The sequence below is a fragment of the Cedecea neteri genome (assembly GCF_000757825.1).
Classification (GTDB): Bacteria; Pseudomonadota; Gammaproteobacteria; order Enterobacterales; family Enterobacteriaceae; genus Cedecea; species Cedecea selenatireducens.
The window spans coordinates 3,781,877-3,808,425 of the sequence record NZ_CP009451.1; the positions used below are offsets into that span (position 1 = coordinate 3,781,877).

A 26,549-nucleotide genomic window follows, 5' to 3' on the forward strand; every position below is an offset into this window, starting at 1 on the left:
CGCTACTCGATGCCATAGAAAAGGAAGTTAAGCGCCGCTTTTATTGTATTTTCATGTTCAGCCGCGCTGCAGTGTTCTGCGCCGAGGACCCGTTCAGGGATGCTCGCGAGTTCATGAGTCATCACAATAAAATCCTCACCGGCCAGGTTAATGGATGGGGTGAGTTTGTCCGTGCGTGGCCCTTTATAGTTTTCAGCTGGAAATAAAGGAATGACGACTCGGGTGTTTCTGCGCCCAATGATGTTGCTCTGAACATTCAATAAATACGGGTAAGCCGTTGGCCTGCCCGTATTTTTGTAGACGGTGAATTGCATGATCAGAACGTCCTGTAGGTGTCGGATAAAAGCCCGTTTTCTTCCGTGAGCTGATTCAGATAGTCGATTGCGGCTTCGTTTTCTTTCTTCCAGCGAGCGGCTTCAATCTCCTTGATTTCGGCCTTTAGAGCATTACGCAACGTTTGTGACAAGTTGATTCCTGCCGCCCTGGCTTCCTGAATCAGCTCTGGCTCTAGTGTGACAGTGACCGTTTTTTTCACTCGTATACTTGCTGATGCGGGCATGGCTCCTCCTCAATATCTGCGCATTTCTATGTGCAATTAACACATACGGTAGCACATATACAGTATGGCGAAAATATCATCAAAATATCTTTGGCTAAAAATCGACTTCCTGCCTTCGTTAGCAAAGCCTCACGCCGTAAGCCGCTATATAAATCCCGATTGATCTGCTAAAACATCTGGCGATCCGACTACGGCAAAAGTTAAACAAGACTGAGGTAAAGAGCACCATGAATAAAGCAGATCATCTCCAGGCGGTCACGGCCAAAGCCAGAGCAATCATGGCCCGGAACAATATTGAGGCTTTGGTGGTGACCACCCCGGACAACTTTTGCCATGTCACCGGGTTTGCCAGTTTCTTTATGTACACCTTCCGCCATACCGGCGCGGCGCTGGCGGTCATTTTCCGGGATGAAAAGCTGCCATCTTTGGTTGTGATGAACGAGTTTGAGGCGGCAGGCCTGCAGTTTGAGCTGGCGAACTATGAGCTGAAGACCTTCCCGGTTTGGGTCGATGTCGATGAGCCTTTCAACCCGCAGCGGGTGATTAAAGAACGGCCGATTGGCCCACCGGTTGAAGCTGTTTTCACGCTGCTCAAATCCACTTTAGCGGACGCCGGCGTGCTGGATAAAAACATCGCTATCGAGCTGAATGCGATGAGCAATGGCGGCAAGCAGACGCTGGATAAGGTGCTCCCGAATTTACGGCTGGTGGATTCCACGGCAATCTTCAATGAGCTACGAATGGTCAAAAGCCCGTGGGAGATAGCCTTCCTGCGTAAAAGCGCGCAGATTACCGAGTATGGGATCGGCGAAGCCTTTAAGGCGATTGGCGAGGGCTGTTCTGCGTGGGATCTCACTGCCGCCTATAAAGCGGCCGTTATGCAGCACCCGGAAACGAACCTTTCGCGCTTCCATTTGATCTCGGTAGGGGATGATTTTGCCCCCAAGCTCATCCCGAGCCGTGAACCCGTTAAATCGGGCGACTTAATCAAATTTGACTGCGGCGTGGACGTCGCCGGGTACGGCGCGGATTTGGCGCGTACCGTGGTATTCGGCCAGCCAACGGAGATGGCGGAGCGAATCTACCAAACGATTTTGCAGGGCCATGAGCATATGCTGAGCCTGATTGGCCCTGGCGTGAAGCTCAGCCACGTGTTTAACGACACGATGAGCAAAATCAAAGCCAATGGCTTACCGCACTATAACCGGGGTCATTTAGGCCATGGTGACGGGCTGTTTTTAGGCCTGGAAGAAGCGCCATTCGTGAGCGCTGCGGCCACCGAAACCTTTGAACCGGGCATGGTCTTTAGCGTGGAAACGCCTTACTACGGCATCGGGGTCGGGGCGATCATGCTGGAAGATATGCTGCTCATCACCGATGACGGCTATGAGCTGTTTAGCCAGTTACCCAGAACGTTACAGCGCTTTGAGTAAGCTTAATCCGGGGCATTGAGTTGCCCTTTTTTCGCTTAATTATCGATCTCAGCTAAAAAACGCCAGCTTAAAAGCAAACAGCGCCAGGAACAGGCCGGTGGCTTTTTCCAGCAGATAAACCATGCCGGGGCGGGTGCGGACCTTCTCGGCAAGCGAAGTCGTCAGGAAGATCATTATCGAACAGTAGATAAAGGTCAGCGCGGCCGCTGTGCCCGCCAGAATCCCGAAGGTCGGGATACCCAGACTGCGCGCCGGGTCGATAAACAGCGGCAGGAACATCACGTAAAACAGAATGGGTTTGGGGTTCATCAGGGTGATAATCATGCCCTGTAAAAACGGCGTTCTTTTGCCCGTTACCGGCGGCGGCGGAGCGCCGGTTTTCGCCTTCATCAGCAGCTGCGCGCCCATCCACAGCAGGTAAGCTGCGCCCAGCCACTTGATGACCTGAAAAACATGCGGTGAGGATTCCAGCAGCGCCGCCACGCCCGCGATAGCCAACCACAGCAGCACCTGGTCACCCAGCAATATTCCCATCAGGCAGAGATAACCGCTGCGCGCCCCGCCTTTGCTGGCGCTGGTGATCAGGATCAGATTGCCGGGGCCGGGAATGATTAACAGCAGAATGAAAGAGACGACAAAGGTGCCGTAATGGATGATGCCGGGCATGCTCAGGTTTTCCTTAAAAGTGCTTGGTTCAGGTGGTACGTTTTTGCTTTTATGCGCCGTACTGGCTGGCTTTATGATGGGAAGGAAGGCCGGTAGGCGGCAACCGAAAACCGTGATATGTTTTCCTTATCTATGAAGAAATTCGATTTGTCGAAACCTGTCCTTTCCAATAACTGACTGAAAATATGGCCGGAATAAAGCTTAATCAGCTGGAAATGCTGATAGCCGTAGTTGAAAACAATGGTTTCAGCGCCGCAGCCGCAGCAATGGGCTGTACGCAGTCGCGCATCAGCCATGCCATTGCCGAGCTGGAGCAGCACCTGAACGTGCGTCTGCTGCATCGCTCGCGCAGCGGCTGTATTCCGACTGCTGCCTGCTCGCAAATCCTCAAAGATGCTAAAAAAATCATGCAGCTGCTGGATGGTATTGAGCAGACGGCGGCGGAAGCGCCACAGCTTGCCGGGCGTGTGCGGGTGGCCTGCTTCCGCAGTGCGACGGCGAACCTGCTGCCGCCGTATTTTGAGGCGCTCGCCACGGCCTTGCCCGATATCCATCTGGATATTGATGACAGCGCGACGGAATACCATCACCTCAACGACGCGGTGGTGTCCGGGCGGGCGGACATCGGCATTACCATTCAGGGCTACCCGGACTCGCTGCACGGCGTGCCGTATATCAGCGACCCTTACGTGCTGATGTTGCCCCGCAGTTTCCGTCTGCAGCAGCCTTTTAGCTGGCATCAATTGGAAAACCTGCCGTTTATTCAACCGAACGCCAACACGTTAAGCCCCGCCGTGGAACGCTGTCGTGAGATGGGGTTACGTAACGAGGTGGTGCATAAGCTGGCGAGCGACAGCGGCATTGTCGGGCTGGTAAATCAGGGCCTGGGGTTCTCCATTATGCCGTGGCTTTCGGTGCTGCCGGTGCCGGAGAATATGCGCATTCTGGATTTGCCCCAGCCTCTGCGCCGCCATCTGTTTATCGTCACGCGCCCGGAACTGCGCCATGACAAAGTGATCGCCACGCTGATTAATTTCCTGCGCGATAAGGCGCTGATCCGCACGACCAGCGTCTGGCGCTCGGGCATGCTGGCTTTCGATTACTGATCGGCTTCCAGCCATTGGCTGGTCAGTGAGATGGTCTGAAAGTCAAAGTCGATGCGCATCCGCACGCCGAGCGGGAGCGTCAGCATTGGGTGCGTGTGGCAGCAGTCGAAATCGGACACGACTGGGATCTCGCGGTCGTTCAGCACTTCCCTCAGGATCTGCAGCGGCGTTTTTCCGCTTCCCTGATCGTCAAATAGCTCGTGCCTGCCGAGCACAATGGCGGCGATGCGGTCGAACACGCCGCACAGCAAAAGATGGGAAAACTCTCGCTCCAGCTCCGCCGCGCTTTGCAGGCTGTCCTCAATAAACAGAATATCGCCCCGGTTGATATCGGGCATGTATTCGCTGCCCCAGATGCCGTAAAGCGTATTCAGGTTGCCGCCAATGACGCGGCCTTCTACGTTGCCCGTGCCCTCGAAGCGCCAGCTACCCGGCGTCAACGTTTTGGCTCGGGACTGAGTTTCCCAGTTGATCATCTCGTCGGTCCATGCAGCGGGCGGGCTTAGCGCATACGGAAGCGCCTGCTGTCTGCTGAGAATACTGAGGAAATAGTCAAACGTGCTGTCGACAAGGGGAGGGAGTTCACCAAAAGAAGCGACTACCGCCGGGCCATAAAAAGTAATCAGCCCAATTCTCTGATAGATGCCCGCCAGCAGCGCGGTCACGTCCGAATAGCCGATGATAATTTTGGGATCTTTCATCAGCTGTGCGTAGTCGATATAAGGCAGCAGCGAGTTGCTGTTTAAGCCGCCGATGGCCGAAATAATGCAGCGCACGTTAGGGTCATGCAGCAGCGCATTAAACTCATCCGCCCGCTCGCGAATGGAGCCAGAACGCCAGAAATCCTTTTTGCCCGTCAGGCTACCTTCCTGCAGATAAAACCCTTTTGACTCAATAAAAGCCTTCGCCCTTTGATAACGCAGCGGGGCAAACGCGGTGGCCGCCGAGGAAGGGGAAAACACGGCGATCGTATCGCCGACGGCTAAAGGACGAGCATAAATCTGTGGCATGGCGTCTTCTCCCTGTTGATCATCGCTTTGGAGCATGCTCGCCGATAGTAGCGCGTAGAAATGATTTTAAATAGCTACCTTATTTGTTGTTTTTATATGAAATAACCCGATGATTGCTGATAGTTATTTTCCGGCAATTCTTAGCATCATGTTGAATTTGTGAACGCATTTCCCTCTGCAATACTGCCCTGACGTGTGCTGAAACGTATAAGCCTGAAGGGCAAAAATTGCGCGGTATGAGGAAGTGCAGAAGCATCATGATTCAACTAGAAAACATCAATAAGATCTATCCGGGCAATGTGCAGCACGCGATCAACTCGCTGAATATGACCATCAACGAAGGGGAGTTTTGCACCTTTGTTGGCCCCAGCGGCTGCGGGAAAACCACCACGCTGCGGATGATTAACCGCCTGGACATCCCGGACAGCGGCGAAGTCTATATTCAGGGCCAGCCGCTTTCCCGCGCCGATATCATTCAGGTTCGCCGCAAGATTGGCTTTGTTATGCAAAGTCCGGCGCTGTTTCCCCATCGCACCGTAGCGGAAAACATCGCCACCGTGCCTCGCCTGCTTGGGTGGGACAAGCGTGCCATTTCCCGCCGCATAGACGAGCTGGTGGCGCTGATGTCGCTGAACCCGCTGGTGCTCAAGCGCTATCCGCATCAGCTTTCGGGCGGGCAGCAAAGCCGGGTTTCTATCGCCCGCGCTCTTGCGGCCGATCCGCCTATTTTGCTGATGGACGAACCCTTTGCTGCCATTGACCCGGTCGTGCGGGACAGGCTGCAGGGCGAGCTGCTGGCGCTGCAGGCCCGGCTGCATAAAACGATTATTCTGGTGACCCACGATATCAACGAGGCGATTCGCCTTGGCGACCGCATTGCCATTTTCCGCGAGGGCGGGCATCTCGAGCAGTTCGATACCCCGGACAACATTCTTTCCTGGCCCGCCAGCGACTTTGTTCGTGATTTCATTGGCCCTGAACCTAATCTCAAACGCCTCGGCATGATGCGCGTGGGCGATCTACCGCGCCGCGATGTGCCGGTTGTAACTCATGGCGAGCCACAACTTTCCGATTTCCGCCAGCGTGCGCTGGTTCTGGATGCCGACGGGCGCCCTCAGCACTGGCAGGAAAACGGTCAGCAGACAGCGATACGTATTGCCCGGGAGAGCGAGTCGCTGCGTCACGTTTACAGCGCCTTGTTGGACGTGCCGCAGGGCGTGCTGGTGCGCGTAACGGAGGAAGGGCATTACGCCGGCGCCGTTGATAGCGGCCTGCTCAGCGATGCGCTTAACCGCCATCAGGAGCTGCACCGTAATGATTGACTGGCAATGGGTGACCGACAACCTCGAGATGATAGGCGAGCTGATGCTGCAGCATTTGCAGATGGTACTGATATCGCTGGCGATGGGTACGCTGCTGACCGCCGCGATGCTTTTGCTGTCCATCGTCTGGCCCGCGCTCTCCGGCCCGCTGATTTCCCTGAGTGGGGTGCTTTTTACCATTCCGTCGCTGGCGCTGTTTATTCTGCTGCTGCCGTGGACCGGGCTGTCCGTTACCACGGCGGTTATCGGCCTGACGCTTTATTCGCTGCTGATCCTGCTGCGTAACGTGCTGGCGGGGATGCAAAAACTGCCCGCTGACGTGCTGGAGTCGGGCAGGGCGCTGGGCTACACGCGCTTTGGCAGATTTATCGAAGTGGAGCTGTTTCTGATCCTTCCCGCGCTGTTTGCCGGGCTGCGCATCGCTTCCGTGACGCTGGTGGGCCTGGTTATCGTGACTGCGCTGATAGGCCAGGGCGGGCTGGGGCAGCTCATGATCCTCGGCTTTAACCAAAACTTTTTAACGCCGATTCTGGTCAGCCTGGCGCTGAGCCTTGTGCTGTCGCTGGTGCTTGACCTGCTGATTGCGCGCCTCGGTTACAGCCTGACGGGGTGGACACGCTAATGGATATCGTACATCAAACCTGGCTTTGGTTTTTACAGGCCGACCACTGGGGTGGCGATCTCGGTATCTGGCAGCGCTTTGGCGAGCACCTTTACTACGTGCTGATTAGCCTGGTGATTGGCGCGCTGATTGCCCAGCCGCTCGGCGTTTTGCTGGGCTACTGGCGACGTGGGGCGTTTTTCGCCATCAACTTGTTCAACATCGGCCAGGCGTTCCCTTCGCTGGGGATAATCCTGCTGTGCATCATGCTGCTCGGCTTTAACGACGTGCCGGTGTTTATCGCCCTGGTGGCGCTGGCCATTCCGCCGATGCTGACCAACACCTACGTCGGCATCAGTCACGCCGATCAAACGCTGTGCGATGCCGCGAAGGCGATGGGCATGACGCCGCTGCAAAGCCTGCTCAAAGTCCGCATTCCGCTGGCGATGCCGCTGATTTTTGCCGGTATCCGCACCTCGCTGCTCCAGCTTATCGCCACGGCTGTGGTAGCCGCCTATGCCGGGCTGGATGGCCTTGGGCGCTTCCTGATTGACGGCCTGGGGCAGCGTGACTACCCGCAGGTGATTGCCGGTTCGGTGGTGATTTCCCTGCTGGCGGTGGGCTGCGAGCTGCTGATGTCGCAGGTGGCAAAACGCTGGCTCAATTTTGCAATACCAACCGCGGGCTAACCCCTGCGCACAACACAACATAAAAGAGAGAAGGGTGATGATGATGAAAAACTGGCTGACGACGGCGAGCAAGGGATTCCGGCTGACTTTACTGGCCGCAGGGCTGGCAAGCGTAGGGTTTGCGGCGCATGCCGAAACCGTCACGATTGGCGGGGCAAACTACTCAGAACAAACGATCCTGGCCAATATTTATGCCAGCGCGCTGAAACAGCAGGGCATTGAGGTGAAGACTCGCCTCAACCTGGGCAACCGCGAAATTATCATTCCGGCGCTCAAAACCGGCGAACTGGACGTGGTGCCTGAGTACCTCGGTGCGCTGCTGAACTACTATCACGGCGGCAGTAAAGCGACGACCGAACAGGAAGTTTCTGCCGAACTGCAGCAGGCGCTGCCCGCGGATTTAGCGCTGCTGAAACCGTCCTCGGCGGCCTCCATCACCGCATGGGGCGTGCGCGAAGAGACGGCCAAAAAATATAACCTGAAAACGCTGTCCGACCTGGCGAAGGTTGCCCCTGAACTGGTCGTCGGCGGCCCGCCTGAAGTGGCGACCCGCGCCCTTGGCCTGCCGGGCCTGGAACGCGTGTACGGCATCAAATTCAAATCCTTTAAGTCGCTGGATATCGGTGGCCCGCTGAGCCGGCTGGCGCTTAACTCCGGCAAAATCGACGTGGCGACGCTGGTGTCTACCCAGGGCGATCTGCTGAAAGAGAAGTGGGTGGTGCTGGAGGATGACAAACACGAACAGCCGGCTCAGAACCTGGTGCCGCTGGTGCATAAAGGCGCCGTTTCACCGAAAGTCGAAGAGGTTCTCAATAATATCTCTGCGAAGTTGACCACCAAAGATTTGATCCAGTTGAACAAGCTGGTCGACGTCGATCATAAAGATCCGGCGAAGGTGGCCGACCAGTGGGTGAAAGAGAAACTGGCCGCTAAATAAAGAGTCCCCGGCCAGGGAGGGCCATTTCACAACGAGTATGCCGACATGCCGCAAGCTACCGCCATTTTTAATCTGTTCTTCTTCAACCCACAGGGTGACTATCGCTTCTCATGGCGTCATCCAGATGCGCCGGGCAAAGAGATTTTTACCCTTAAGCATTATGCCGACCTGGCGCGTAGGGCCGAAGCCGCCGTGCTGGATAACATCTTTATCGCCGACCACGTCGCCATCTGGGACACGGTGCCGAGCGGACTCCCGCATTACGCTAACCCTCGACTCGAACCGATCACGCTGCTGGCCGCGCTTTCAGCGGTGACAGAAAATATTGGCCTGATGGCGACGGCCTCAACGTCCTACACCGAGCCTTATAACCTGGCGCGCTACTTTGCCTCGCTTGACCATTTGAGCGGGGGACGAGCGAGCTGGAACGTTGTTACGTCCTGGCTGCCGGAAGAAGCAGCTAACTACGGGCTGGACACCTTGCCGGAACACGGCAGGCGCTATGAGAGTGCCGCAGAGTTTATCGACGTGGTGCGCAAGCTTTGGGATTCCTGGGAAGACGAAGCCGTGCTTATCGATAAGCAAAGCGGCTATTTTACTGACCCCGAGCTTGTGCATCCGCTGAATCACCGTGGGGAATTCTTTAAGGTGCGCGGCCCGCTGAACGTGCCGCGCCCGCCGCAGGGGCACCCGATTGTGGTGCAGGCTGGTTCTTCTGAGTCCGGCAAACAGCTGGCTGCCGCTCAGGCAGATATTCACTTTGTGTTTATGAGCAACATCGAGAAAGGGCTGGCCTACCGCGCGGATATGAACCAGCGCCTGAGCTTACTGGGGCGAGACCCGGAACACTTTAAGATCCTCGGCGGCGTGCTGCCGGTGGTGGTGAATACTCCGGAAGAAAGAGAGCAGCGTCGGCAGCTTATCCAGACGCTGATGAACGACCAGATGGCGTTGGATCTCCTGAGCACCTACCTGCGAATGGATATGGGGGAATACGATCCTGACGCGCCACTGCCGCCTTTGCCGGACGAACAGGGCTTTGACGGGCTGAGAACCGCGTTGCAGATAATCAAAGGCTACGATCCGAAGCTGACGGTGCTGCAGCTGGGCAGATTGTTGCTTCAAAGTTCGGATAGCTGGCTGGTTATCGGCACCGCACAGGAGGTCGCCGACACCCTGAGCGAGGCGTTTCATGCCGGAGCCGTGGACGGCTACAACCTGATGTTCCCGTTCCTGCCGGTGGATTTCGATAACTTTGTCGACCAGGTCGCGCCAATTTTGAAGGAAAGTGGAGTGATGCAGCAGGCTTATCGGCCAGGTACGCTGCGTGAGAAGCTAGGGTTGCCGCCGGTGGGGAATCAGTTTAAGCGTGGGTGATGATAAGGGGTTCTTTGTTTCTTCCTTATAAATATTGTTTATGAGGATTGGATGAGATTCCGTTCACCTCAAGTCCATACAACTCCGCCTGAGTTGGGTCATAGCCGGGGGCGATGAGAGCCGGGGAGCAATTCGACCCTCACCCCGGCCCTTATGTCTTGAACTTCCCCGCCAGTGCGGGGAAGATCCCCGACTGATCATCGGGAGGTTGCCGGTGAGCATCCCCTGGCCCTGGTGCTTCCAAGCCCGTGGGAGAGATTATGCCCCGGCAACCTTATTCCCTGTCGCCTCAAGACCGAACGGTATCCTGTGCCTCTGAGCACCCACATATAAGGATGGTCTGGCGATAATATTCATAAGGTTACGGAGAATCAGATGACCCTCACTTCTGTCGGCGTTGATATTGCTAAGCTAAAATTTGATGTCGCTGTCCTGCTGCCTGGTCAGAAATACAAAACTAAAAAGTTTGCTAACACGCCTGCGGGATGTCGTGAGTTTATTCACTGGCTGACCCGCTTTGGGGACTGTCATGTCTGTATGGAAGCGACGGGCAGCTACAGCACGGAACTCGCCACGGCATTGTCCGATGGCGGCTATCGCGTCAGCCTGGAAAACCCTGCCCGCATTCATGCCTTCAGTAACACCGAACTGACCCGAAACAAAACGGATAAAAGCGATGCCGCCCTGATAGCAAGGTATTGTGCCCTGTATCAGCCAGCCCAATGGCATCCGGCTCCTCTCAGCCAGCGACAGCTGACCGCGCTGGTGCGGCATCTTAAAAATCTTGAAGAGATGCGTCAGATGGAAGAGAACAGGCTGGAGGCCGCAGATAAGGTCATCACTGGCTCGTTAAAAGAGCACATCGCCACGCTGGATGAACTGATAAAAGAAACCAAAAAGAAAATCAGACAGCACATTGATGATGACCCGGACCTGAGAAAAGACAAAGCGCTGCTGGAGAGTATCCCGGGAGTGGGAGATGTGCTGAGTACGAGTCTTCTGGCCTTCGCAGGAAACCTGAGGCGGTTCAGGAGCAGTAAGGCTCTGGTGGCTTATGCAGGGCTGAACCCACGACGTTGTGAGTCCGGGATGTGGAAGGGAAAGAGCAGGTTGTCAAAAGTGGGGAGCCGTGAGCTACGTAGCGTGCTGTATATGCCTACGGTAGTGGCGGGAAGATGTAATGAAGTGGTGAAAGACCTGATGACCCGGATGGCGAGCAGGGGGAAGACAGGCAAAGAACGCGTGTGTGCAGGAATGAGAAAACTGCTGCAGCTGGCTTATGGGGTGGTGAAATCAGGGCGTGAATTTAACGCTGAAATACCGCTTGCCGGATAACCGACAAGACGGTATCTCTCCCAGAGGGAGAGGGGAAAACAGCCAACGTGGAACATTTTTTATTCCCTCTCCTTTCCAGGGAGAGGGTCAGGGTGAGGGTAAAAATAAGAAGCGAGGCACGGTTCCGGCTTAAATCGCCGCCGTTTTTTCTCCGACCCAGGACTGGGAGATAAAACGGAGGTTTTCCGCTTCAGCGGTCGATTTATTTGGCCGGGAGTCCGGGTTCTTAGGGGAGCGACGGTGGCTCTCCTAAGACGTTCACCGGAGCGGTTACAGCATATGAAACTGTACTTGAGGTGAACGGAACCTTAGTAGCCCCTATATAATCATGGGTATTTGTGTTTGCGGCATGGCTCTCTATGGGAGAAGGTAAAACCTGGTACTCTAAAGCCTCACCAATCCACTCGCCGCTGCTTTCTGCGTGGCATCGCTAATAGGCTGATAATCCTCACGCTGCGTCGCGGTAAAATCCTCAATCAGCAGCGCCTCTCGCACGGCTTGCCACTCAGGTTCGCTAACCAGCCGCTGCAACGCGCCACGCAGCTGCTCCAGCTCCACGGCAGAGGTTTGCGCCGAGGTGATCATTGGCAAACCCGGAGCCAGCGCGGTTGTGCCGATAGAAACCAGGCCTGCTACGCATTCCGGCTCATGGCGAGCAACCAGGGCCAGGGTCACTGCATCAATGGCGGCAATATCGCTGGTGCCGGCCTGAACTTCGGCCAGCGACTGGCGGTGGCTGCCGCTAAACGCGATGTCCGAGAAGAACTTACCGTCTCTCTGCAGCGGTGCGACGAGGCTGCGCAGGCCATGATAGCCGGACTGGGAATCGTCGCTGTTGCAGACGACCCGCTTGCCACGAAAATCTGCCAGCGTTTTTCCTGCGTCAGATGCCCGGACAATCAGCTGGCTGCTGTAGTTAAATCCGTCGCAGCCTGCGGCCTGATAATGAAATGTACCGACGACCTGTACATTGGGCAGCAGGGCGCGCAGCGGATAACCACAGGTTTGGCTGAGCAGCAGTTGGGGATCCTGCCAGTGGCTCAGGCGGTCTTCGGGCTCGCTATAAAGCAGGCCGTCGCCGTCCAGTCCTTCTTCACTCAGCAGCTGTCGCAGCGCGGCTAACAGCGCTTCGGTATCGGGATGGTGCACGTCGTACATCGGCAGAGAGATAAGCTTACTCATGGGCTTTCTCCTGCTGCACGCTGTCCTGCGCCAGGCGGCCGTCCGGGAAGAACGGGTTAATCTCTACCTGAATCGGCTTAATCAGGTGTTCACGCATCAGCTCGCCGTAGCCGTTCACAAAGAAGCCCTGGTTGCGCTTCAGGTACTCTTCTTTGTAGGCGCGGTAAACCGTTGGCAGCCCGTACCAGGGGATACCGGGTAAATCGTGGTGCACGGAGTGATAGTTAAGGTTTAAAAACAGCAGGCGCCAGAAAATCCCCGCTTCGTTAATTACGGTACGCGCTTCAGGATCTTCCGCCGCGCGATGTTCAAAGAAAGAACGAACTTTTGTCATCGCCAGCATCGGCCAGGTCACCACCAGAAGGTAATAAACCACCGAGAAATCATGTTTTACCAGCCAGCCAAGAACCGGGATAAGCAGCAGAAGATGCACCGTCCACATGACCATCGCCGGGCGGTTGCCGCTGCGAAAAGAGTCCCAGATATTGACCACCGTCCAGCGCATCGTCAGCACCGGCGTTAACATTAGCCTGCCGGGGAAGGTGTTACGCAGGCGCACCAGCAGGCGCTGAACGCCGCTAAAATGCTGCCAGCGGCGACGGGTAAAGTAGTAACTTTCCGGGTCCGTTTCCGGCACGGTCAGGTCTTCATCCAGGTGATGTTTTAGGTGCAGGTCACGATAGGTGCCGTACGGATACCAGATAGAAAACGGCATCAGCCCGAACAGCTGATTAAGGCGAGGGAAGCGGGTCGGATGGCCGTGCAGCAGCTCATGCTGCAGCGACATATACCAGGTGGCAAACCAGATAAGCAGCAGCGTGGCCGGGAACAGGCCAATCGTTTTCCACCAGGCAACGGTGGCAAACCATCCGCCATAAATAGTGATAATCAGCAGCCAGGTTGGCAACTCCGTGCGCCAAAGCCAGGAACGCCGCAGTTTACTGACAAATTCCCGCTGTTCTTCATGCAAATAGACTGAGGATTTTCCACTCATTTAACCAATCACTGCCCGCAATTAACCGTTGAATTGAGCAGAGAGTAAATCCTCGCCGCTAAACCCCATAGGAATATAAATTGCTATGCTTAGAACAGAAAATGCTTTAAGACAAGGCGCTGATAAGCGGGGAAATAAGGGATGGTGAGAAGGAACAAAAAGGGCGATTTTCTACCGCCCAGAGCGCGTTACATTGATTCAAGTCCTACCCGCTGGCCGTAAGAGAGTTCAAGCGTGTTGCCGTCAGGATCGGCAAAGAACACGAAGTATCCGACCGGGGCGCCGAGCTGTTCTGGCTCTCTGCGCAGCACACCTTCGGCTCTTGCCATGTCCGTTTTTAAATCGATTTCTTCTTTCGTCGCGCAGGCCACGCCCAGGTGACCAAAGCTTCCCAGCGGCGTGTCGGTGTGGTTATCTGCCTGCACCAGAACCAGCGCAAAAGGCCGGGTACGATCGCTTAGCCAGGCGACCTTGCGCGCATCAGGCAGGTTGGGTTCGCGGTGGTGAATCACCTTCATGGCGGTGTAGCGGAGGTAGAAATCAACGCTTTTATCCAGGTCCTTCACCATAAATGCGACGTGGGTAAAGCCAACATCAATGTGTTCCATAGTTCGCCTAATCAGCTATTTTTGATGGCGCGACTTTACAACCTAAAGTTAACTTAAGGTCAAGGTGAGGACGCTTATGAACCGGGGCTTGAGCATTTTTGAACAAGTCTTAACGTGCAGCCCGATCGCTGAAAAGAAGGCAAAGCTGTGGAGAGGCGCACGGGCTAGCGGTTAGCGCTGTCCACCTGCTGGCTGCTTTGTTGGGGTTCCGCTTTTTTATCCTGATGGTGATACCACGCGCCAATTGAGGAATAAATAAAGCGACCAAAAAAGAACAGAAAACTGATGAGCAGAATAATGCGGGTCATGCGATTATTAAAACGGTTTCGTCTCTGCATAGTCGTAACCTGTGTCACGCAAGGGTCCTTGAGATTGGCCCGGCAGCTGCGGGCGACGGGGGTATTTAGTCACACTGAACAACGCAGGTCAATTATTCATCATGTAAAAATGGGCCAGTTGAATGATTAGTGGGCATTCACTGCGTGGGATGAATTTATTGTGAACTAAGCTATAGCGGGCAAAGTCTGAATTTCACCATTAGCGGTGATTCAATTGATTGATATTGATCTGCATCAATTATTCTTGATTTTAGCTAACTAAAATTTGCCCTTCGCTCCGAAGTGAGATGGGCAATAACGAACCGGAAAGGATATCCGGAAGAAACCCGAAGAGGAACAGGGATTTTGGCGAAGATGTATGCAATTAGCTAGCTGGTATAAAAACTCAAAAAATAAGTGGTGGGCGTTGCCCCTGATTCTCCCCAGCCTGCTGCTGCCGCTGGTGGTCACCTTCAACGCGCAAACGGTACTGGACGGTGGGCGAGTTTTCCTGCTGTATATGTCGCTCCCGCTGCTCACCGCCAGCCTCTTGCTGTTTGGACGTGCTGCCTTTCCGGGCATCATTCTGGCTCTGCTGATTCGCTACCTGCCCTCAGAAGGCGGGTGGATTTCACTGCTGGCCGTTTTACACTTCATCGTGCCGATCGCGATTAGCTGGGGCTGTTACCGCTACTTTGTGCCGCGGCGCAGTGCGGTCACCTTCGGCATGATTCAACTTACCGCCCAGCGCATGTTTTGGCTGGTGCTGGTGAATGCCGCGCTATTTCTGGTGTTCTATGAGCTGGCGTTATTCTTCGGCTGGTACGACCGCAGCTTTTCTATTCTTTCCACAACGCCGTGGAGCACCCGGACATTAATTAATTTCCAGGCCGTGCTGGTTGGGGGATTAACCGGGCTGCCGTTCTTTTATTTTATATTGCGGATGATTGTGCACCCGCGCTTTATCAAAAGCTTTTGGTCCCGAATGCGTGCCCAGCGGCAAAAAGGCGTTACGCAGACTGAAATGCTGCTGTGGGGAGCGGTCGTTGGTCTGCTTATTTGGCTGCTGCTGTACCCGATCAGCCAGAGCAAAACCATTTTCAATACCGATTATACGCTGACGCTTATCCTGCCCATTATGCTGTGGGGAGCGATGCGCTTTGGCTTCCTGTTTATCACCAACGTCTGGACCGTGGTGCTGATTATTCTGTGCAGTGGATTCCACAACTATTTACCGCCGGATATGGGCTTCCAGCTGCATCTGGCAATTGCCTCATCCTGCTATGCCGTCTTTTCTATCACCATTTATTTGATGGCGGCGGTGACCACCCGACAGCGTTTTCTGCATTACAAGGCGAGGCGCGTCGCGTTTATCGACCCGATGATGCAGATGCCGAATCTACGCGCGTTATGTCGTGACCTTGGGAACGCTCCGTGGTCGGCGCTGGGGTTTGTTTCTATTCCCGAGCTGGAGCTGCTTGGGCGTAATTATGGCGTCCTGCTGCGGATCCAATATAAACAGCAACTGGCTGAGTATCTGCGCGGTCAGCTGTCGCCCGGCGAGAGGGTGTATAACCTTTCGGGACACGATCTTGCCCTGCGCCTTAACTATGAATCACATCAGGAAAAAATTGAGTCCCTGTACGAACACGCCAGGCGGTTCCGTTTTGTGTGGGACGGGATGCCGCTGCAGCCGCAAATCGGCATCAGCTACTGTTTTGTGCGCCACCCGGTTTCCCATCTCTACTTATTGCTCGGTGAGTTAAGCACCATGGCCGGGGTTTCGCTCTCCACCCAGCAGCCCGAAAGCCTGCAGCAAAAGGGCTCAAACCACATTCAAAATGCGGTAAAACGCAAAGTTGAGATGATGAACCGCCTGCAAAGCGCGCTCGACGGAGACCGTTTTGTGCTGATGGCGCAGCGTATCGAAGGGCTGCGGGGCGATGCCTATCATGAGGTGCTGCTGAGAATGCGCGGTGACAACGGCGAGCTGCTGTCGCCGGATCTCTTTTTGCCCGTTGCCCATGAGTTTGGCCTTTCATCCCGTATTGACCGCTGGGTGCTGAATGCCGCCCTGCGGTTTATGGATAAGCATCGCGACAGCCTGCCGGGGTGCAGGCTTGCCATTAACCTGACGCCCGCCTCGGTATGCCAGTCCCAGCTTCCGGAAGAGGTTCAGCATCTGCTGACGAAGTACCGCATTGAACCGTGGCAACTGGTCTTTGAGGTGACGGAAAGCCACTCGTTAACCAACCTTGAACAGGCCAACGTGACGCTGAAGATGCTGCAAAGAATGGGCTGCCGGATTGCCATCGACGATTTTGGTACCGGCTATGCCAGCTATGCGCGCCTGAAAGAGCTTAGCGCCGATATCCTGAAAATTGACGGCAGCTTTATTCGTAATATTTTGACCAGCAGCCTGGACTATCAGGTGGTGAGTTCGATATGCCAACTGGCACGAATGAAGAAGATGCAGGTCGTGGCGGAGTATGTTGAAACGCAGGAGCTGAAGGATGCCGTGCGGGCGATGGGCATGGACTATGTTCAGGGGTATTTGATTGGTCGCCCTCAGCCGCTGGAGAGCCTTGTAGAAGAACAAAGCCCCTCTACGCCGGAAGACGCAAAGGGGCTGGAGTAGGGCGTCAGGCGGAGAGCGCCGCTTCGGCCTCTTCCTCGATGGTCAGCTTCCAGCCGGTCATGCTTTCCCAATACTGCTGCTCGCGTTCCAGATCAAGCTGCACCAGCGTGTTCTGGCTGAACCAGTCGTGCGGGAAGCGCAGCGTCCAGTGATTATCGTCGGTTTCCAGCACCAGCGTCGGCGGCGTGGTGGTGGCCTGCCGCTGATTATTCAGCAGCGTTGCAAGACGGATAATCTGGATAAGCGGCAGGAACTGTTTCTTTTTAAACAGCGTAAAGCGCGGCAGATCGTCCAGCTTAATGGCCTTGCGGTGGTAGCGCACCAGGGAAGCCATCAGCATCTGCTGCTCCTGATTGAAGCCGGGCAGGTTGCTGTTTTGCAGAATATAGGCCGAGTGACGATGCATCCCGCTGTGGTTGATGCTGAGCCCAACTTCGTGCAGCATCGCGGCCCACTTCAGCAGCGCGGCCATCTGCAGGTTAGCCAGTTTGTGATTCTGCTTTTCCCACTGCTGATAAAGCAGCTCTACGGTTTCCAGCACCCGGCGAGCCTGATCGCTGTCGATATGGTACTGCTCCGCCAGGCTTTGCGCGGTGCGAATACGGATATCCTGATGGCGGAAACGGCCTTCCATTTCGTACAGCACGCCTTCGCGCAGCGCACCGTCTGAAAGACGCAGTTCACGAATGGCGAGCGCGTCAAAAACGCCGCACAGAATCGCGAGCCCCGGCACAAACACCGCTTTACGTTCTTCGGACAGGCCAGGCAGGCTCAGGGCGTCGAAGTTTTTAAACTTCAGCACTTCCTGCTGCAGCATTTCCAGGCGTTCCGGGGTGATAGTCCCGTCTTTCTCGCCCATCTCAATCAGTACTTCATGCGCCGCCTTGATGGAGCCAGAGGCGCCCAGCGCTACTTTCCAGCCCTGCAGGCGATACTGCCAGGCAAGCGTTTCCAGCTTCTGAATTGCCGCCATGCGGGCGCGCTTAAAGCTTTCCGGCGTGATGACCCCGCCGGGGAAGAAGTTTTGCGCAAAGCTGACGCAGCCCATACGGCGGCTTTCGACCAGCATTGGCTCAAAATCTTCACCGATAACCAGCTCGGTGGAGCCGCCGCCGATGTCAATTACCAGCTTGCGGCCTCTTTCCGGCTGAGTGTGTTCCACGCCCATAAAAATCAGGCGCGCTTCCTCGTTCCCGGGAATGATTTCAATCGGGTAGGGGATGACTTTTTCAGCGCGTTTCAGAAACTCGGCGGCGTTGGTGGCCTCGCGAAGCGAGTGGGTGCCCACAATGCACACGTTGTCCGCTGCAAATCCCTGCAGGCGTTCGGCAAACAGCGCCAGACAGGAGAGGCCACGCTCCATGGCCTCCTCGCTTAATTTGTTATCAGGGCCAAGGCCGTCCGCAAGATGCACGCGCTGCTTCAGGCGACCAATGATTTGCATGGCGCCATCCACCACACGGGCTATGACCATGTGGAAACTGTTAGAGCCGAGGTCGACCGCAGCGAACTCCTGCGGCCGTGGAGCATGGTTTGATATCGGCATAATTTTATCTTCGCCTGAGAGCGTTAGTCAGGTTGTTCCAGAGATTTAATATAATCGTAGATCGCCAATTGCGAACGCACTTTACGGCGATTGCCGCGCGGTACATAGCGATTACTCAGTTCTTTGTCGATGATACGCGCTTTCACCGTGTCGTTAAGCTGGATATCAATGATATCGAGCATGCGTTGCTTCAGGCGCGGATCGAGGACCGGCACGGCCACTTCAATTCTGTAGTCGATGTTACGGGTCATCCAGTCGGCAGAAGAGAGGAAGACTTTCTTATCGCCGCCGTTTTCAAAGATATACACCCGATCGTGCTCGAGGTAACGGTCAACGATGCTCAGCACGCGAATATTATCGCTGATCCCTTCGAGTTCTGGAATCAAAGAACACATCCCGCGCACCAGCAGGTTAACCTTCACGCCCACGCTGGACGCAGCATAAAGCCGGTCCACCAGGCCTTTGTCCACCAGGTTATTCAGCTTCAGCGTAATGCCCGCAGGCTGCCCGTTTTGAGCGTTCTTGATTTCGCGATCGACCAAATCATACAGCAGGCGGCGCGAGTTCTGTGGCGACACCAGCAGGTAGTCGAAGGTCACCGGCCGGTACGGGTTTTCAATAAAGTTAAACACGCGACGTACTTCGTTGGTGATGCGTGCATCGGCGGTTAATAGCGAGTAGTCCGTGTAGAGCCGGGCGGTTTTCTCGTTAAAGTTACCGGTCCCGATGTGCGCATAACGCACAATCTCTTCGCCTTCCATACGCGAGATAAGGAATAGTTTGGCGTGAATTTTCAGGCCCGGCGCGGAGAAGATAACGTGGACGCCCGCCTCGGTAAGGCGCTTCGCCCAGTGAATATTCGCTTCTTCGTCAAAACGTGCCTGCAGCTCTACCACCACGGTGACTTTCTTGCCGTTGTGGGCGGCGTGGATCATGGCGTCAATAATGCGCGAGTCTTTCGCCACGCGGTAGATATTGATTTTTATCGCCAGCACGCTTGGGTCGAACGAGGCCTGACGCAGCAGCTCAAGGACGTGTTCGAAGGTGTGATACGGGTAATAAAGCAGGACGTCACGCTCGCGGATGGCGTCGAAGCCGTTCCGGAACTTATCAAATCCTATATGACGCAGGCGCGGCAGCGGCTTATTCACCAGGTTAGCTTTTCCGACGTTCGGGAAGCCGATGAAGTCTTTAAAGTTGTGGTAGCGGCCGCCGGGAATGATCGAGTCGTAGTTGGAGATGGTCAGCTTGTTGCGCAGCATCTCCACCATCGCATCCGGCATATCGCGCTGATAAACAAAGCGCACCGGCTCGGCGGTCAGGCGCTGCTTCAGGCTGGAAGACATCAGCTCCAGCAGGCTGGACTCCATTTCGGTGACCAGATCGTACTCGGCGTCACGCGTCATCTTCATCGAATAGGCGTTCAGCGCGTCATAGTCGAAGAACCCTTTGAAAATATCGTCCAGGCAGTAACGCAGGATGTTATCCAGCAGGATCATCGGCTTACGGCGGCGCGGCGCTTCCGGCGGCAGGTTCACAAAACGCGGTACTTTATCAGACGGGATTTCCAGCAGCGCGTAACGAATGCTGTCGCCGCGAATAATTTCTACCGCCAGATAGGTGTAGTCATCTTTCAGGAACTGCACCAGGTCGGTATCGCGGTTGATCAAAATCGGCGTGATGTGCGGGCGAAGCTGATGCTTAAAGTAGCTGCGTAGCCAGCTTTGCTGGTTTTCGGAAAGCTGGCGTTCGTTGATCAGGAAGATTTGATTGCGCGCCATCTCCAGCAGCAGGTCGTTGTACAGGCCGTCGAACTCCTGATCGGCCTTTAGCACCCGGGCCTGGATCTTATTCAACAGGTGACGCTGGTTGGAGGGGGAACCCTGTTCTTCACTGATTAAAATGCGGCGTTTTAGCTCCGCAAAACGCACTTTATAGAATTCATCGAGGTTATTGGAATAGATGCCGAGAAAACGCATCCTTTCAATCAACGGGTTGAGCTTGTCCGCCGCTTCCTGCAGAACGCGTTCGTTAAAAGACAACCAGCTCAGTTCTTTTTCGATATACAGCTTATCCTGACCCATTAGTCCTCACACTCCGTTTTCGTGGACGTGGCAATGCCGTCACCGTCACGTCAGTTATTATGGCGAGCTTTAGCGGAGAATGTCCAACTATGCAGATGAAACTCTCTCATCTGACCATGACAACTTTATGAGAGACAGACACAAAAAAAGGGCCGAAGCCCTTTTTATCTCATATTACTCTGCAGCGTGGCCCTGTGGGGGCAGCTGCACGTCATCAAGCCAGGCGGCGTTGTGGCGCATTTTTAAACGTTCGTCGAGGAACCAGCTCACCACCAGCGGGTAAATAGCGTGTTCCTGATGCTGAACGCGGGCGGTGATTTCGTCCTCGTCATCCCCTTCAAACACCGGCACTTTGGCCTGCAGAATAACCGGGCCACCGTCCAGCTCGTCGGTGACAAAATGCACGGAAGTGCCGTGCTCTTCGTCGCCGTTCTCCAGCACCTGGCGATGCGTATGGAGGCCGGGGTATTTCGGCAGCAGGGAAGGGTGAATATTGAGTAAACGACCGCTGTAGCGGGCCACAAAAGCCGGGCTGAGAATACGCATGTAGCCGGCCAGCACCACAACGTCCGGCGCCCAGGCATCGATCTCCTGCATCAGCTGGCGGTCGAAGGCCTCACGGCTGGCGAATTCGCTTGCCGCCAGAGCATGGGCGGGGATACCGGCTTCGCGGGCTCGCTCAAGGCCGAACGCGTCGGCCTTATTGCTGAACACCGCGCTGATGGTGCCGTTAATCTTTTTTTGCTGGCAGGCATCAATGATTGCCTGCAGATTGCTTCCGTTGCCGGAAATCAGCACCACAATGTGTTTCATTACTCGATAACCACGCGCTCTTCGGAATCAGATGCCTTGATGATACCGATTTTCCACGCCTTTTCACCTTTGGCCTGCATCAGCTCAACGGCTTTATCCGCCTCTGCTGCCGGCAGGGCAATGACCATGCCCACGCCGCAGTTAAAGGTGCGGTACATTTCGTGGCGGCTGATGTTGCCGGCCTGCTGCAGCCAGTTGAATACCGCCGGCCACTGCCAGGAAGATTCGGTGATAACGGCCTGAGTATTGTCCGGCAGAACGCGCGGAATGTTTTCCCAGAAGCCGCCGCCGGTCAGGTGGGCGATGGCGTGAACGTCCACGCTTTCAATCAGCTCAAGGATGTTTTTCACATAAATACGGGTCGGTTCGAGCAGGTGATCCGCCAGCGGTTTACCTTCCAGATCCGTGGTCAGCGGGTCGGTGCCGCTCACTTCCAGCACTTTGCGTACCAGCGAATAGCCGTTGGAGTGCGGGCCGCTGGAACCCAGCGCAATCAGCACGTCGCCGTCGGCCACTTTGGAGCCGTCGATGATTTCAGACTTCTCAACCACGCCAACGCAGAACCCGGCCACGTCGTAGTCTTCACCGTGGTACATGCCCGGCATTTCAGCGGTTTCGCCGCCAACCAGCGAGCAGCCTGACTGCAGGCAGCCTTCGGCGATGCCGGTGATAACGCTGGCGGCGGTATCCACGTCCAGCTTGCCGGTGGCGTAGTAGTCGAGGAAGAACAGCGGCTCGGCGCCCTGAACCACCAGGTCGTTCACGCACATGGCCACCAGGTCAATGCCGATAGCGTCGTGACGTTTTAAGTCCATCGCCAGACGCAGCTTGGTGCCCACACCGTCGGTGCCGGAAACCAGAACAGGTTCGCGATATTTTTGAGGCAACGCGCACAGCGCACCGAAACCGCCCAGTCCACCCATTACTTCCGGGCGGCGGGTCTTTTTCACTACGCCTTTGATTTTGTCGACCAGAGCGTTACCAGCATCAATATCAACACCGGCATCTTTATAGCTGAGAGAGGTTTTATCGGTCACTGCTCGTTCCCCACGGGTGGTAGATATAAAAAAACGCGGCAATTCTAACAGTGCAGGCAAACGTTTGCGAGCCTCTTATCATCGGCAAGAAAAGAATTCCTGAGATAGAATCAATCCAGTCTGGTTGATCTCGATCATCCCATTAGCTGTAGCGCAGCGGCAAAAAAGCGGTATAATCCGGCGATTTTTTTTGTGGTAGCCAACTATCTCGGGGGAGAAAGAGTATGAAGATCGTGGAAGTGAAACACCCACTCGTCAAACACAAGCTGGGCCTGATGCGTGAGCAAGACATCAGCACCAAGCGCTTTCGTGAACTCGCCTCTGAAGTGGGCAGCCTGCTGACTTATGAAGCCACTGCGGATCTGGAGACTGAGAAAGTCACCATCGAAGGCTGGAACGGCCCGGTGGAAGTTGACCAGATCAAAGGCAAGAAAATTACCGTTGTGCCTATTCTGCGTGCCGGCCTTGGCATGATGGAAGGCGTTCTGGAAAACGTCCCGAGCGCGCGCATCAGCGTGGTGGGCGTTTACCGTGATGAAGAAACGCTGCAGCCGGTGCCTTACTTCCAGAAGCTGGTTTCTAATATAGAAGAGCGCATGGCGCTGGTGGTTGACCCAATGCTGGCAACCGGCGGCTCCATGATTGCTACCATCGACCTGCTGAAGAAAGCGGGCTGCACCAGCATTAAGGTGCTGGTACTGGTTGCCGCGCCGGAAGGCATTGCCGCGCTTGAAAAAGTACACCCGGACGTAGAGCTGTTCACCGCCTCTATCGATCAGGGGCTCAACGAGCACGGGTACATTATTCCTGGCCTCGGTGATGCGGGCGATAAGATATTTGGTACTAAATAATAAAATTAGCCGACTTCGAAAGTCGGCTTTTTTTTGATTGCAGCAAACACCGTTCGTTAAAAATAACACGTAGAGGAAAACAACATGACCCGCCGCGCTATTGGGGTAAGTGAACGCCCGCCCTTACTGCAAACGATTCCGTTAAGCCTGCAGCATCTGTTTGCCATGTTCGGCGCGACCGTGCTGGTGCCGATTCTGTTCCACATCAACCCGGCGACGGTGCTGCTGTTCAACGGTATCGGCACGCTGCTGTACCTGTTTATCTGTAAGGGTAAAATCCCGGCTTACCTCGGGTCCAGCTTCGCGTTTATCTCCCCGGTGCTGCTGCTGTTGCCGCTAGGTTACGAAGTGGCGCTCGGCGGTTTTATTATGTGCGGCGTGCTGTTCTGCATCGTGGCGCTGATCGTGAAAAAAGCCGGAACCGGCTGGCTGGACGTGATGTTCCCTCCGGCGGCAATGGGCGCTATTGTGGCGGTTATCGGCCTTGAGCTGGCGGGCGTGGCGGCGAATATGGCCGGGCTGCTGCCGGCGGAAGGGGCTTCACCGGATTCCACCACCATTATCATTTCACTGGTAACGCTGGCGGTGACGGTGTTTGGCTCGGTGCTGTTCCGCGGTTTTATGGCGATTATCCCGATTCTTATCGGCGTGCTGGCGGGCTATGCGCTCTCCTTCGCTATGGGCGTGGTGGACGTCACGCCAATCCGCGAAGCGCACTGGTTTGCGCTGCCAACCTTCTATACGCCGCGCTTTGAGTGGTTTGCTATCTTCACCATTCTGCCGGCTGCGCTGGTGGTGATTGCCGAACACGTGGGCCACCTGGTGGTTACCGCCAATATCGTGAAAAAAGATCTGATTCGTGACCCAGGCCTGCACCGCTCGATGTTCGCCAACGGTATCTCGACTATTTTCTCCGGCTTCTTCGGCTCCACGCCAAACACCACCTACGGTGAAAACATCGGCGTGATGGCTATCACCCGCGTTTACTCGACCTGGGTTATCGGCGGCGCGGCGATTATCGCGATTCTGCTTTCCTGCGTCGGCAAGCTGGCGGCGGCGATTCAAATCATCCCAGTGCCGGTAATGGGCGGCGTATCTCTGCTGCTGTACGGCGTAATCGGCGCATCCGGTATTCGCGTGCTGATCGAGTCCAAAGTGGATTACAGCAAAGCGCAAAACCTGATCCTGACCTCCGTTATCCTGATCATCGGCGTGAGCGGTGCGAAGGTGCACATCGGTGCGGCGGAGCTGAAAGGCATGGCGCTGGCGACCATCGTCGGCGTGGGCCTGAGCCTTATTTTCAAACTAATCAGCATACTGCGCCCGGAAGAAGTGGTGCTGGATGCGAAAGAGAACGACGCTCAGCACTGATCGTTTAGCCACCGGGCGGATCCTCGCCCGGTTCTATCCTGCCCCAAAACTGTGATAGACTCATCGCGATTTTCTGCCTGTTATGGTTGAGGTACTTCTGAATACGCCGGCACAGCTCTCACTGCCACTCTATCTTCCCGACGATGAAACCTTTGCGAGTTTCTGGCCGGGTGACAACCCTTCTTTATTAGCCGCACTGCAGTCGGTACTCCGTCAGGATCACAGCGGGTATATCTATTTCTGGTCGCGTGAAGGCGGCGGGCGCAGCCATTTGCTGCATGCAGCCTGCGCGGAACTTTCCCAGCGTGGCGAAGCCGTGGGCTACGTGCCGCTGGATAAGCGCACCTGGTTTGTGCCGGAAGTGCTTGATGGAATGGAGCAGCTCTCGCTGGTTTGCATCGACAATATTGAGTGCGTGGCCGGGGATGAACCGTGGGAAATGGCGATTTTCAATCTCTATAACCGTATTCTGGAGTCAGGGAAAACGCGCCTGCTGATCACCGGTGACAGGCCACCACGCCAGCTCAATCTGCAGCTACCGGACCTGGCTTCCCGCCTGGACTGGGGGCAAATCTACAAGCTGCAGCCGCTTTCCGATGATGACAAGCTACAGGCGCTCCAGCTGCGTTCCCGGCTGCGAGGGTTTGAACTGCCGGAAGACGTGGGGCGCTTTCTGTTAAAACGCCTCGATCGTGAAATGCGCACTCTGTTCATGACGCTCGATCAGCTCGATCACGCCTCAATCACCGCCCAGCGCAAGCTCACCATTCCGTTCGTGAAAGAAATCCTCAGCCTGTAATTTTCCCCGTCCTGCGACGGGGAACGCTTTATTACACCTTACGTAATCTTTCTGCCGCTGCGTCCAGCGTCGCTTCCTGTTTGGCAAAGCACAGGCGAATCAGCTTGTGCGGGAAGGCATCCGCGCAGAACACCGACAGCGGGATTGCCGCCACGCCCACTTCTTTGGTTAGCCACTGGCAGAAGCTCACGTCATCGAGATCGGAAATGGCGCTGTAGTCCGCCAGCAGGAAATAGGTGCCTTCGCAGGGCAGGATTTCGAACCGGCTGTCCGCCAGCGCCTCAACAAAGCGGTCGCGGCGTGCGCGGTAAAACTCCGGCAGTTCGCGATAATGCTCCGGCTCGGCGCGCAGCATATCGGCAATCGCAAGCTGCGCCGGGGTATTCACCGCAAACGTCAGGTACTGGTGCACTTTACGCAGCTCCGCGCTGATGGCCGCCGGCGCCACGCAGTAGCCCACCTTCCAGCCCGTCATATGGAACGTTTTGCCGAAAGAGGACACAGAGATAGCGCGCTCGCGCAGCTGCGGGTGAGCCAGCACGCTGGCGTGGCCTTGTTCGTCGAAGCAAATATGCTCGTACACTTCGTCGCTCAGCACATAAACTTCGTGCTGCCCGATGGCCTGCCACAGCGCGGCAAAATCACTTTTGCGCCAGACGGTAGCGGACGGGTTGTGTGGCGTGTTAAGAATGACGAGGCGAGTTTTGTCGCTCAGCAGCGCAGCAAACGCCTGCCAGTCAACGCGAAAGTGAGGCGGCTGGAGCGAAATACGCTTGAGAATACCGCCGGAAAGCGTCACGGCCGGGGCGTAGCTGTCGTAGCTCGGGTCAAAGCAAATCACCTCATCGCCCGGACGAACCAGCGCGGTGATGGCGGCGTAGAGCGCTTCGGTCGCGCCAGCGGTGACCGTAATATCGGTATTGGCATCCGGCTTGTGGCCGTACAGGGCTTCGGTTTTCTCGGCGATGGCTTCACGCAGGGCTTGAACGCCGGTCATCGGGGCATACTGGTTCGCGCCCTGGCTTACGTGAAACGCCAGGCGTTCCTGCAGGAAGCGCGGGCCGTCAAAATCCGGGAAGCCCTGGGAGAGGTTAATCGCGTTGTGCTGCTGCGCCAGAGCGCTCATCTGAGTGAAGATGGTGGTGCCGAGCGCGGGCAGTTTGCTTTCTGGAATCAAAGGGGAGTGGCTCATTATTCTTCGACCTTAACGTGATGCGTGTGTTTCCCTGTGTTGCCGGGACTATAACACGATGTTAAGATTTGGCAATCAAGAC

25 protein-coding genes are annotated in these 26,549 nt (G+C 55.6%); 12 read left to right on the forward strand and 13 right to left on the reverse strand.

All coding sequences use genetic code 11. The features are described 5' to 3' along the window. Positions 1–2 precede the first annotated feature (2 nt). Both JT31_RS17515 and JT31_RS17520 read right to left on the reverse strand, forming a co-directional pair. Entirely contained in the window at positions 3–314 is a 312-nt protein-coding gene (locus JT31_RS17515; protein WP_038480036.1) for a CcdB family protein, read from the reverse strand. A 2-nt stretch (positions 315–316) separates the two neighbouring features. Further along, positions 317–559, reverse strand: coding sequence for a type II toxin-antitoxin system CcdA family antitoxin (locus JT31_RS17520; protein WP_038480039.1), 243 nt, complete (start codon positions 557–559; stop codon positions 317–319). 227 nt (positions 560–786) lie between these two features. Between JT31_RS17520 and JT31_RS17525 the strand changes: the two genes are divergently transcribed. Then, positions 787–1,992, forward strand: a complete 1,206-nt coding sequence (locus tag JT31_RS17525; protein ID WP_038480042.1) for a M24 family metallopeptidase — start codon at positions 787–789, stop codon at positions 1,990–1,992. A gap of 48 nt (positions 1,993–2,040) precedes the next feature. Here JT31_RS17525 and JT31_RS17530 read toward each other — a convergent pair whose 3' ends face one another. Continuing rightward, positions 2,041–2,658, reverse strand: coding sequence for a LysE family transporter (locus JT31_RS17530; RefSeq protein ID WP_038480046.1), 618 nt, complete (start codon positions 2,656–2,658; stop codon positions 2,041–2,043). 185 nt (positions 2,659–2,843) lie between these two features. On the opposite strand from JT31_RS17530, the gene JT31_RS17535 reads away from it, so the two are divergent. Further along, complete coding sequence (locus JT31_RS17535) at positions 2,844–3,764, forward strand: LysR family transcriptional regulator (RefSeq protein ID WP_038480049.1); 921 nt, start codon at positions 2,844–2,846, stop codon at positions 3,762–3,764. On the opposite strand, the gene JT31_RS17540 is transcribed toward JT31_RS17535, so the two are convergent. Beyond that, positions 3,758–4,774, reverse strand: a complete 1,017-nt coding sequence (locus tag JT31_RS17540; protein WP_038480052.1) for a S66 family peptidase — start codon at positions 4,772–4,774, stop codon at positions 3,758–3,760. The genes JT31_RS17535 and JT31_RS17540 overlap by 7 nt on opposite strands. 257 nt (positions 4,775–5,031) lie before the next feature. Here JT31_RS17540 and JT31_RS17545 point away from each other — a divergent pair, with 257 nt between their 5' ends. The 6 genes from JT31_RS17545 to JT31_RS17570 all read left to right on the forward strand — a co-directional run bounded on the left by JT31_RS17545 (position 5,032) and on the right by JT31_RS17570 (position 11,035). Beyond that, positions 5,032–6,096, forward strand: coding sequence for an ABC transporter ATP-binding protein (locus JT31_RS17545; RefSeq protein WP_038480054.1), 1,065 nt, complete (start codon positions 5,032–5,034; stop codon positions 6,094–6,096). Continuing rightward, positions 6,089–6,718: an ABC transporter permease gene (locus JT31_RS17550; protein ID WP_038480057.1), complete on the forward strand. Its 630-nt coding sequence runs from the start codon at positions 6,089–6,091 to the stop codon at positions 6,716–6,718. Before JT31_RS17545 ends, JT31_RS17550 begins: the two co-directional genes overlap by 8 nt. Then, the gene (locus JT31_RS17555) at positions 6,718–7,386 is read left to right on the forward strand and encodes an ABC transporter permease (RefSeq protein ID WP_038480060.1); all 669 of its coding nucleotides are present in this window, start codon (positions 6,718–6,720) and stop codon (positions 7,384–7,386) included. Before JT31_RS17550 ends, JT31_RS17555 begins: the two co-directional genes overlap by 1 nt. Before the next feature lie 37 nt (positions 7,387–7,423). Then, positions 7,424–8,323, forward strand: coding sequence for an ABC transporter substrate-binding protein (locus JT31_RS17560; RefSeq protein WP_038480063.1), 900 nt, complete (start codon positions 7,424–7,426; stop codon positions 8,321–8,323). A 45-nt stretch (positions 8,324–8,368) separates the two neighbouring features. Further along, on the forward strand, positions 8,369–9,700 hold the full coding sequence (locus JT31_RS17565; protein WP_038480066.1) for an NtaA/DmoA family FMN-dependent monooxygenase: 1,332 nt from the start codon (positions 8,369–8,371) through the stop codon (positions 9,698–9,700). Between the two features lie 375 nt (positions 9,701–10,075). Continuing rightward, on the forward strand, positions 10,076–11,035 hold the full coding sequence (locus tag JT31_RS17570) for an IS110 family transposase (RefSeq protein WP_038472091.1): 960 nt from the start codon (positions 10,076–10,078) through the stop codon (positions 11,033–11,035). A gap of 384 nt (positions 11,036–11,419) precedes the next feature. On the opposite strand, the gene JT31_RS17575 is transcribed toward JT31_RS17570, so the two are convergent. From JT31_RS17575 to JT31_RS23275, 4 genes are all read right to left on the reverse strand, one after another. Beyond that, positions 11,420–12,217: a phosphate/phosphite/phosphonate ABC transporter substrate-binding protein gene (locus tag JT31_RS17575; RefSeq protein WP_038480069.1), complete on the reverse strand. Its 798-nt coding sequence runs from the start codon at positions 12,215–12,217 to the stop codon at positions 11,420–11,422. After that, entirely contained in the window at positions 12,210–13,211 is a 1,002-nt protein-coding gene (locus tag JT31_RS17580; RefSeq protein ID WP_038480072.1) for a fatty acid desaturase, read from the reverse strand. Before JT31_RS17580 ends, JT31_RS17575 begins: the two co-directional genes overlap by 8 nt. A 188-nt stretch (positions 13,212–13,399) precedes the next feature. Further along, complete coding sequence (locus JT31_RS17585) at positions 13,400–13,819, reverse strand: VOC family protein (RefSeq protein ID WP_038480075.1); 420 nt, start codon at positions 13,817–13,819, stop codon at positions 13,400–13,402. 164 nt (positions 13,820–13,983) lie between these two features. Beyond that, positions 13,984–14,157, reverse strand: a complete 174-nt coding sequence (locus tag JT31_RS23275) for a YfgG family protein (RefSeq protein WP_038480078.1) — start codon at positions 14,155–14,157, stop codon at positions 13,984–13,986. A gap of 358 nt (positions 14,158–14,515) precedes the next feature. On the opposite strand from JT31_RS23275, the gene JT31_RS17595 reads away from it, so the two are divergent. Next, positions 14,516–16,774 (forward strand): EAL domain-containing protein, encoded by a 2,259-nt coding sequence (locus JT31_RS17595; protein WP_038480081.1) that lies wholly within the window; start codon positions 14,516–14,518, stop codon positions 16,772–16,774. 4 nt (positions 16,775–16,778) lie between these two features. On the opposite strand, the gene ppx is transcribed toward JT31_RS17595, so the two are convergent. The 4 genes from ppx to purM all read right to left on the reverse strand — a co-directional run bounded on the left by ppx (position 16,779) and on the right by purM (position 22,254). Then, positions 16,779–18,320, reverse strand: coding sequence for an exopolyphosphatase (gene ppx, locus JT31_RS17600; RefSeq protein ID WP_038480084.1), 1,542 nt, complete (start codon positions 18,318–18,320; stop codon positions 16,779–16,781). Between the two features lie 23 nt (positions 18,321–18,343). Then, a complete protein-coding gene (ppk1, locus tag JT31_RS17605) occupies positions 18,344–20,404 on the reverse strand; it encodes a polyphosphate kinase 1 (protein WP_038480087.1) in 2,061 nt (686 codons plus the stop codon). A 174-nt stretch (positions 20,405–20,578) separates the two neighbouring features. Then, entirely contained in the window at positions 20,579–21,217 is a 639-nt protein-coding gene (purN, locus tag JT31_RS17610) for a phosphoribosylglycinamide formyltransferase (protein WP_038480090.1), read from the reverse strand. Further along, complete coding sequence (gene purM, locus JT31_RS17615; protein ID WP_038480093.1) at positions 21,217–22,254, reverse strand: phosphoribosylformylglycinamidine cyclo-ligase; 1,038 nt, start codon at positions 22,252–22,254, stop codon at positions 21,217–21,219. Before purM ends, purN begins: the two co-directional genes overlap by 1 nt. Before the next feature lie 224 nt (positions 22,255–22,478). On the opposite strand from purM, the gene upp reads away from it, so the two are divergent. The 3 genes from upp (at position 22,479) to JT31_RS17630 (ending at position 25,275) form a co-directional block, all read left to right on the forward strand. Continuing rightward, positions 22,479–23,105, forward strand: coding sequence for a uracil phosphoribosyltransferase (upp, locus tag JT31_RS17620; protein WP_038480095.1), 627 nt, complete (start codon positions 22,479–22,481; stop codon positions 23,103–23,105). A gap of 84 nt (positions 23,106–23,189) precedes the next feature. After that, a complete protein-coding gene (gene uraA / locus JT31_RS17625) occupies positions 23,190–24,476 on the forward strand; it encodes a uracil permease (RefSeq protein WP_038480098.1) in 1,287 nt (428 codons plus the stop codon). A 97-nt stretch (positions 24,477–24,573) separates the two neighbouring features. Next, positions 24,574–25,275 (forward strand): DnaA inactivator Hda, encoded by a 702-nt coding sequence (locus JT31_RS17630; protein ID WP_218167095.1) that lies wholly within the window; start codon positions 24,574–24,576, stop codon positions 25,273–25,275. Positions 25,276–25,306: 31 nt separating this feature from the next. On the opposite strand, the gene JT31_RS17635 is transcribed toward JT31_RS17630, so the two are convergent. After that, a complete protein-coding gene (locus JT31_RS17635) occupies positions 25,307–26,467 on the reverse strand; it encodes a pyridoxal phosphate-dependent aminotransferase (protein ID WP_038480104.1) in 1,161 nt (386 codons plus the stop codon). Positions 26,468–26,549 lie beyond the last annotated feature (82 nt).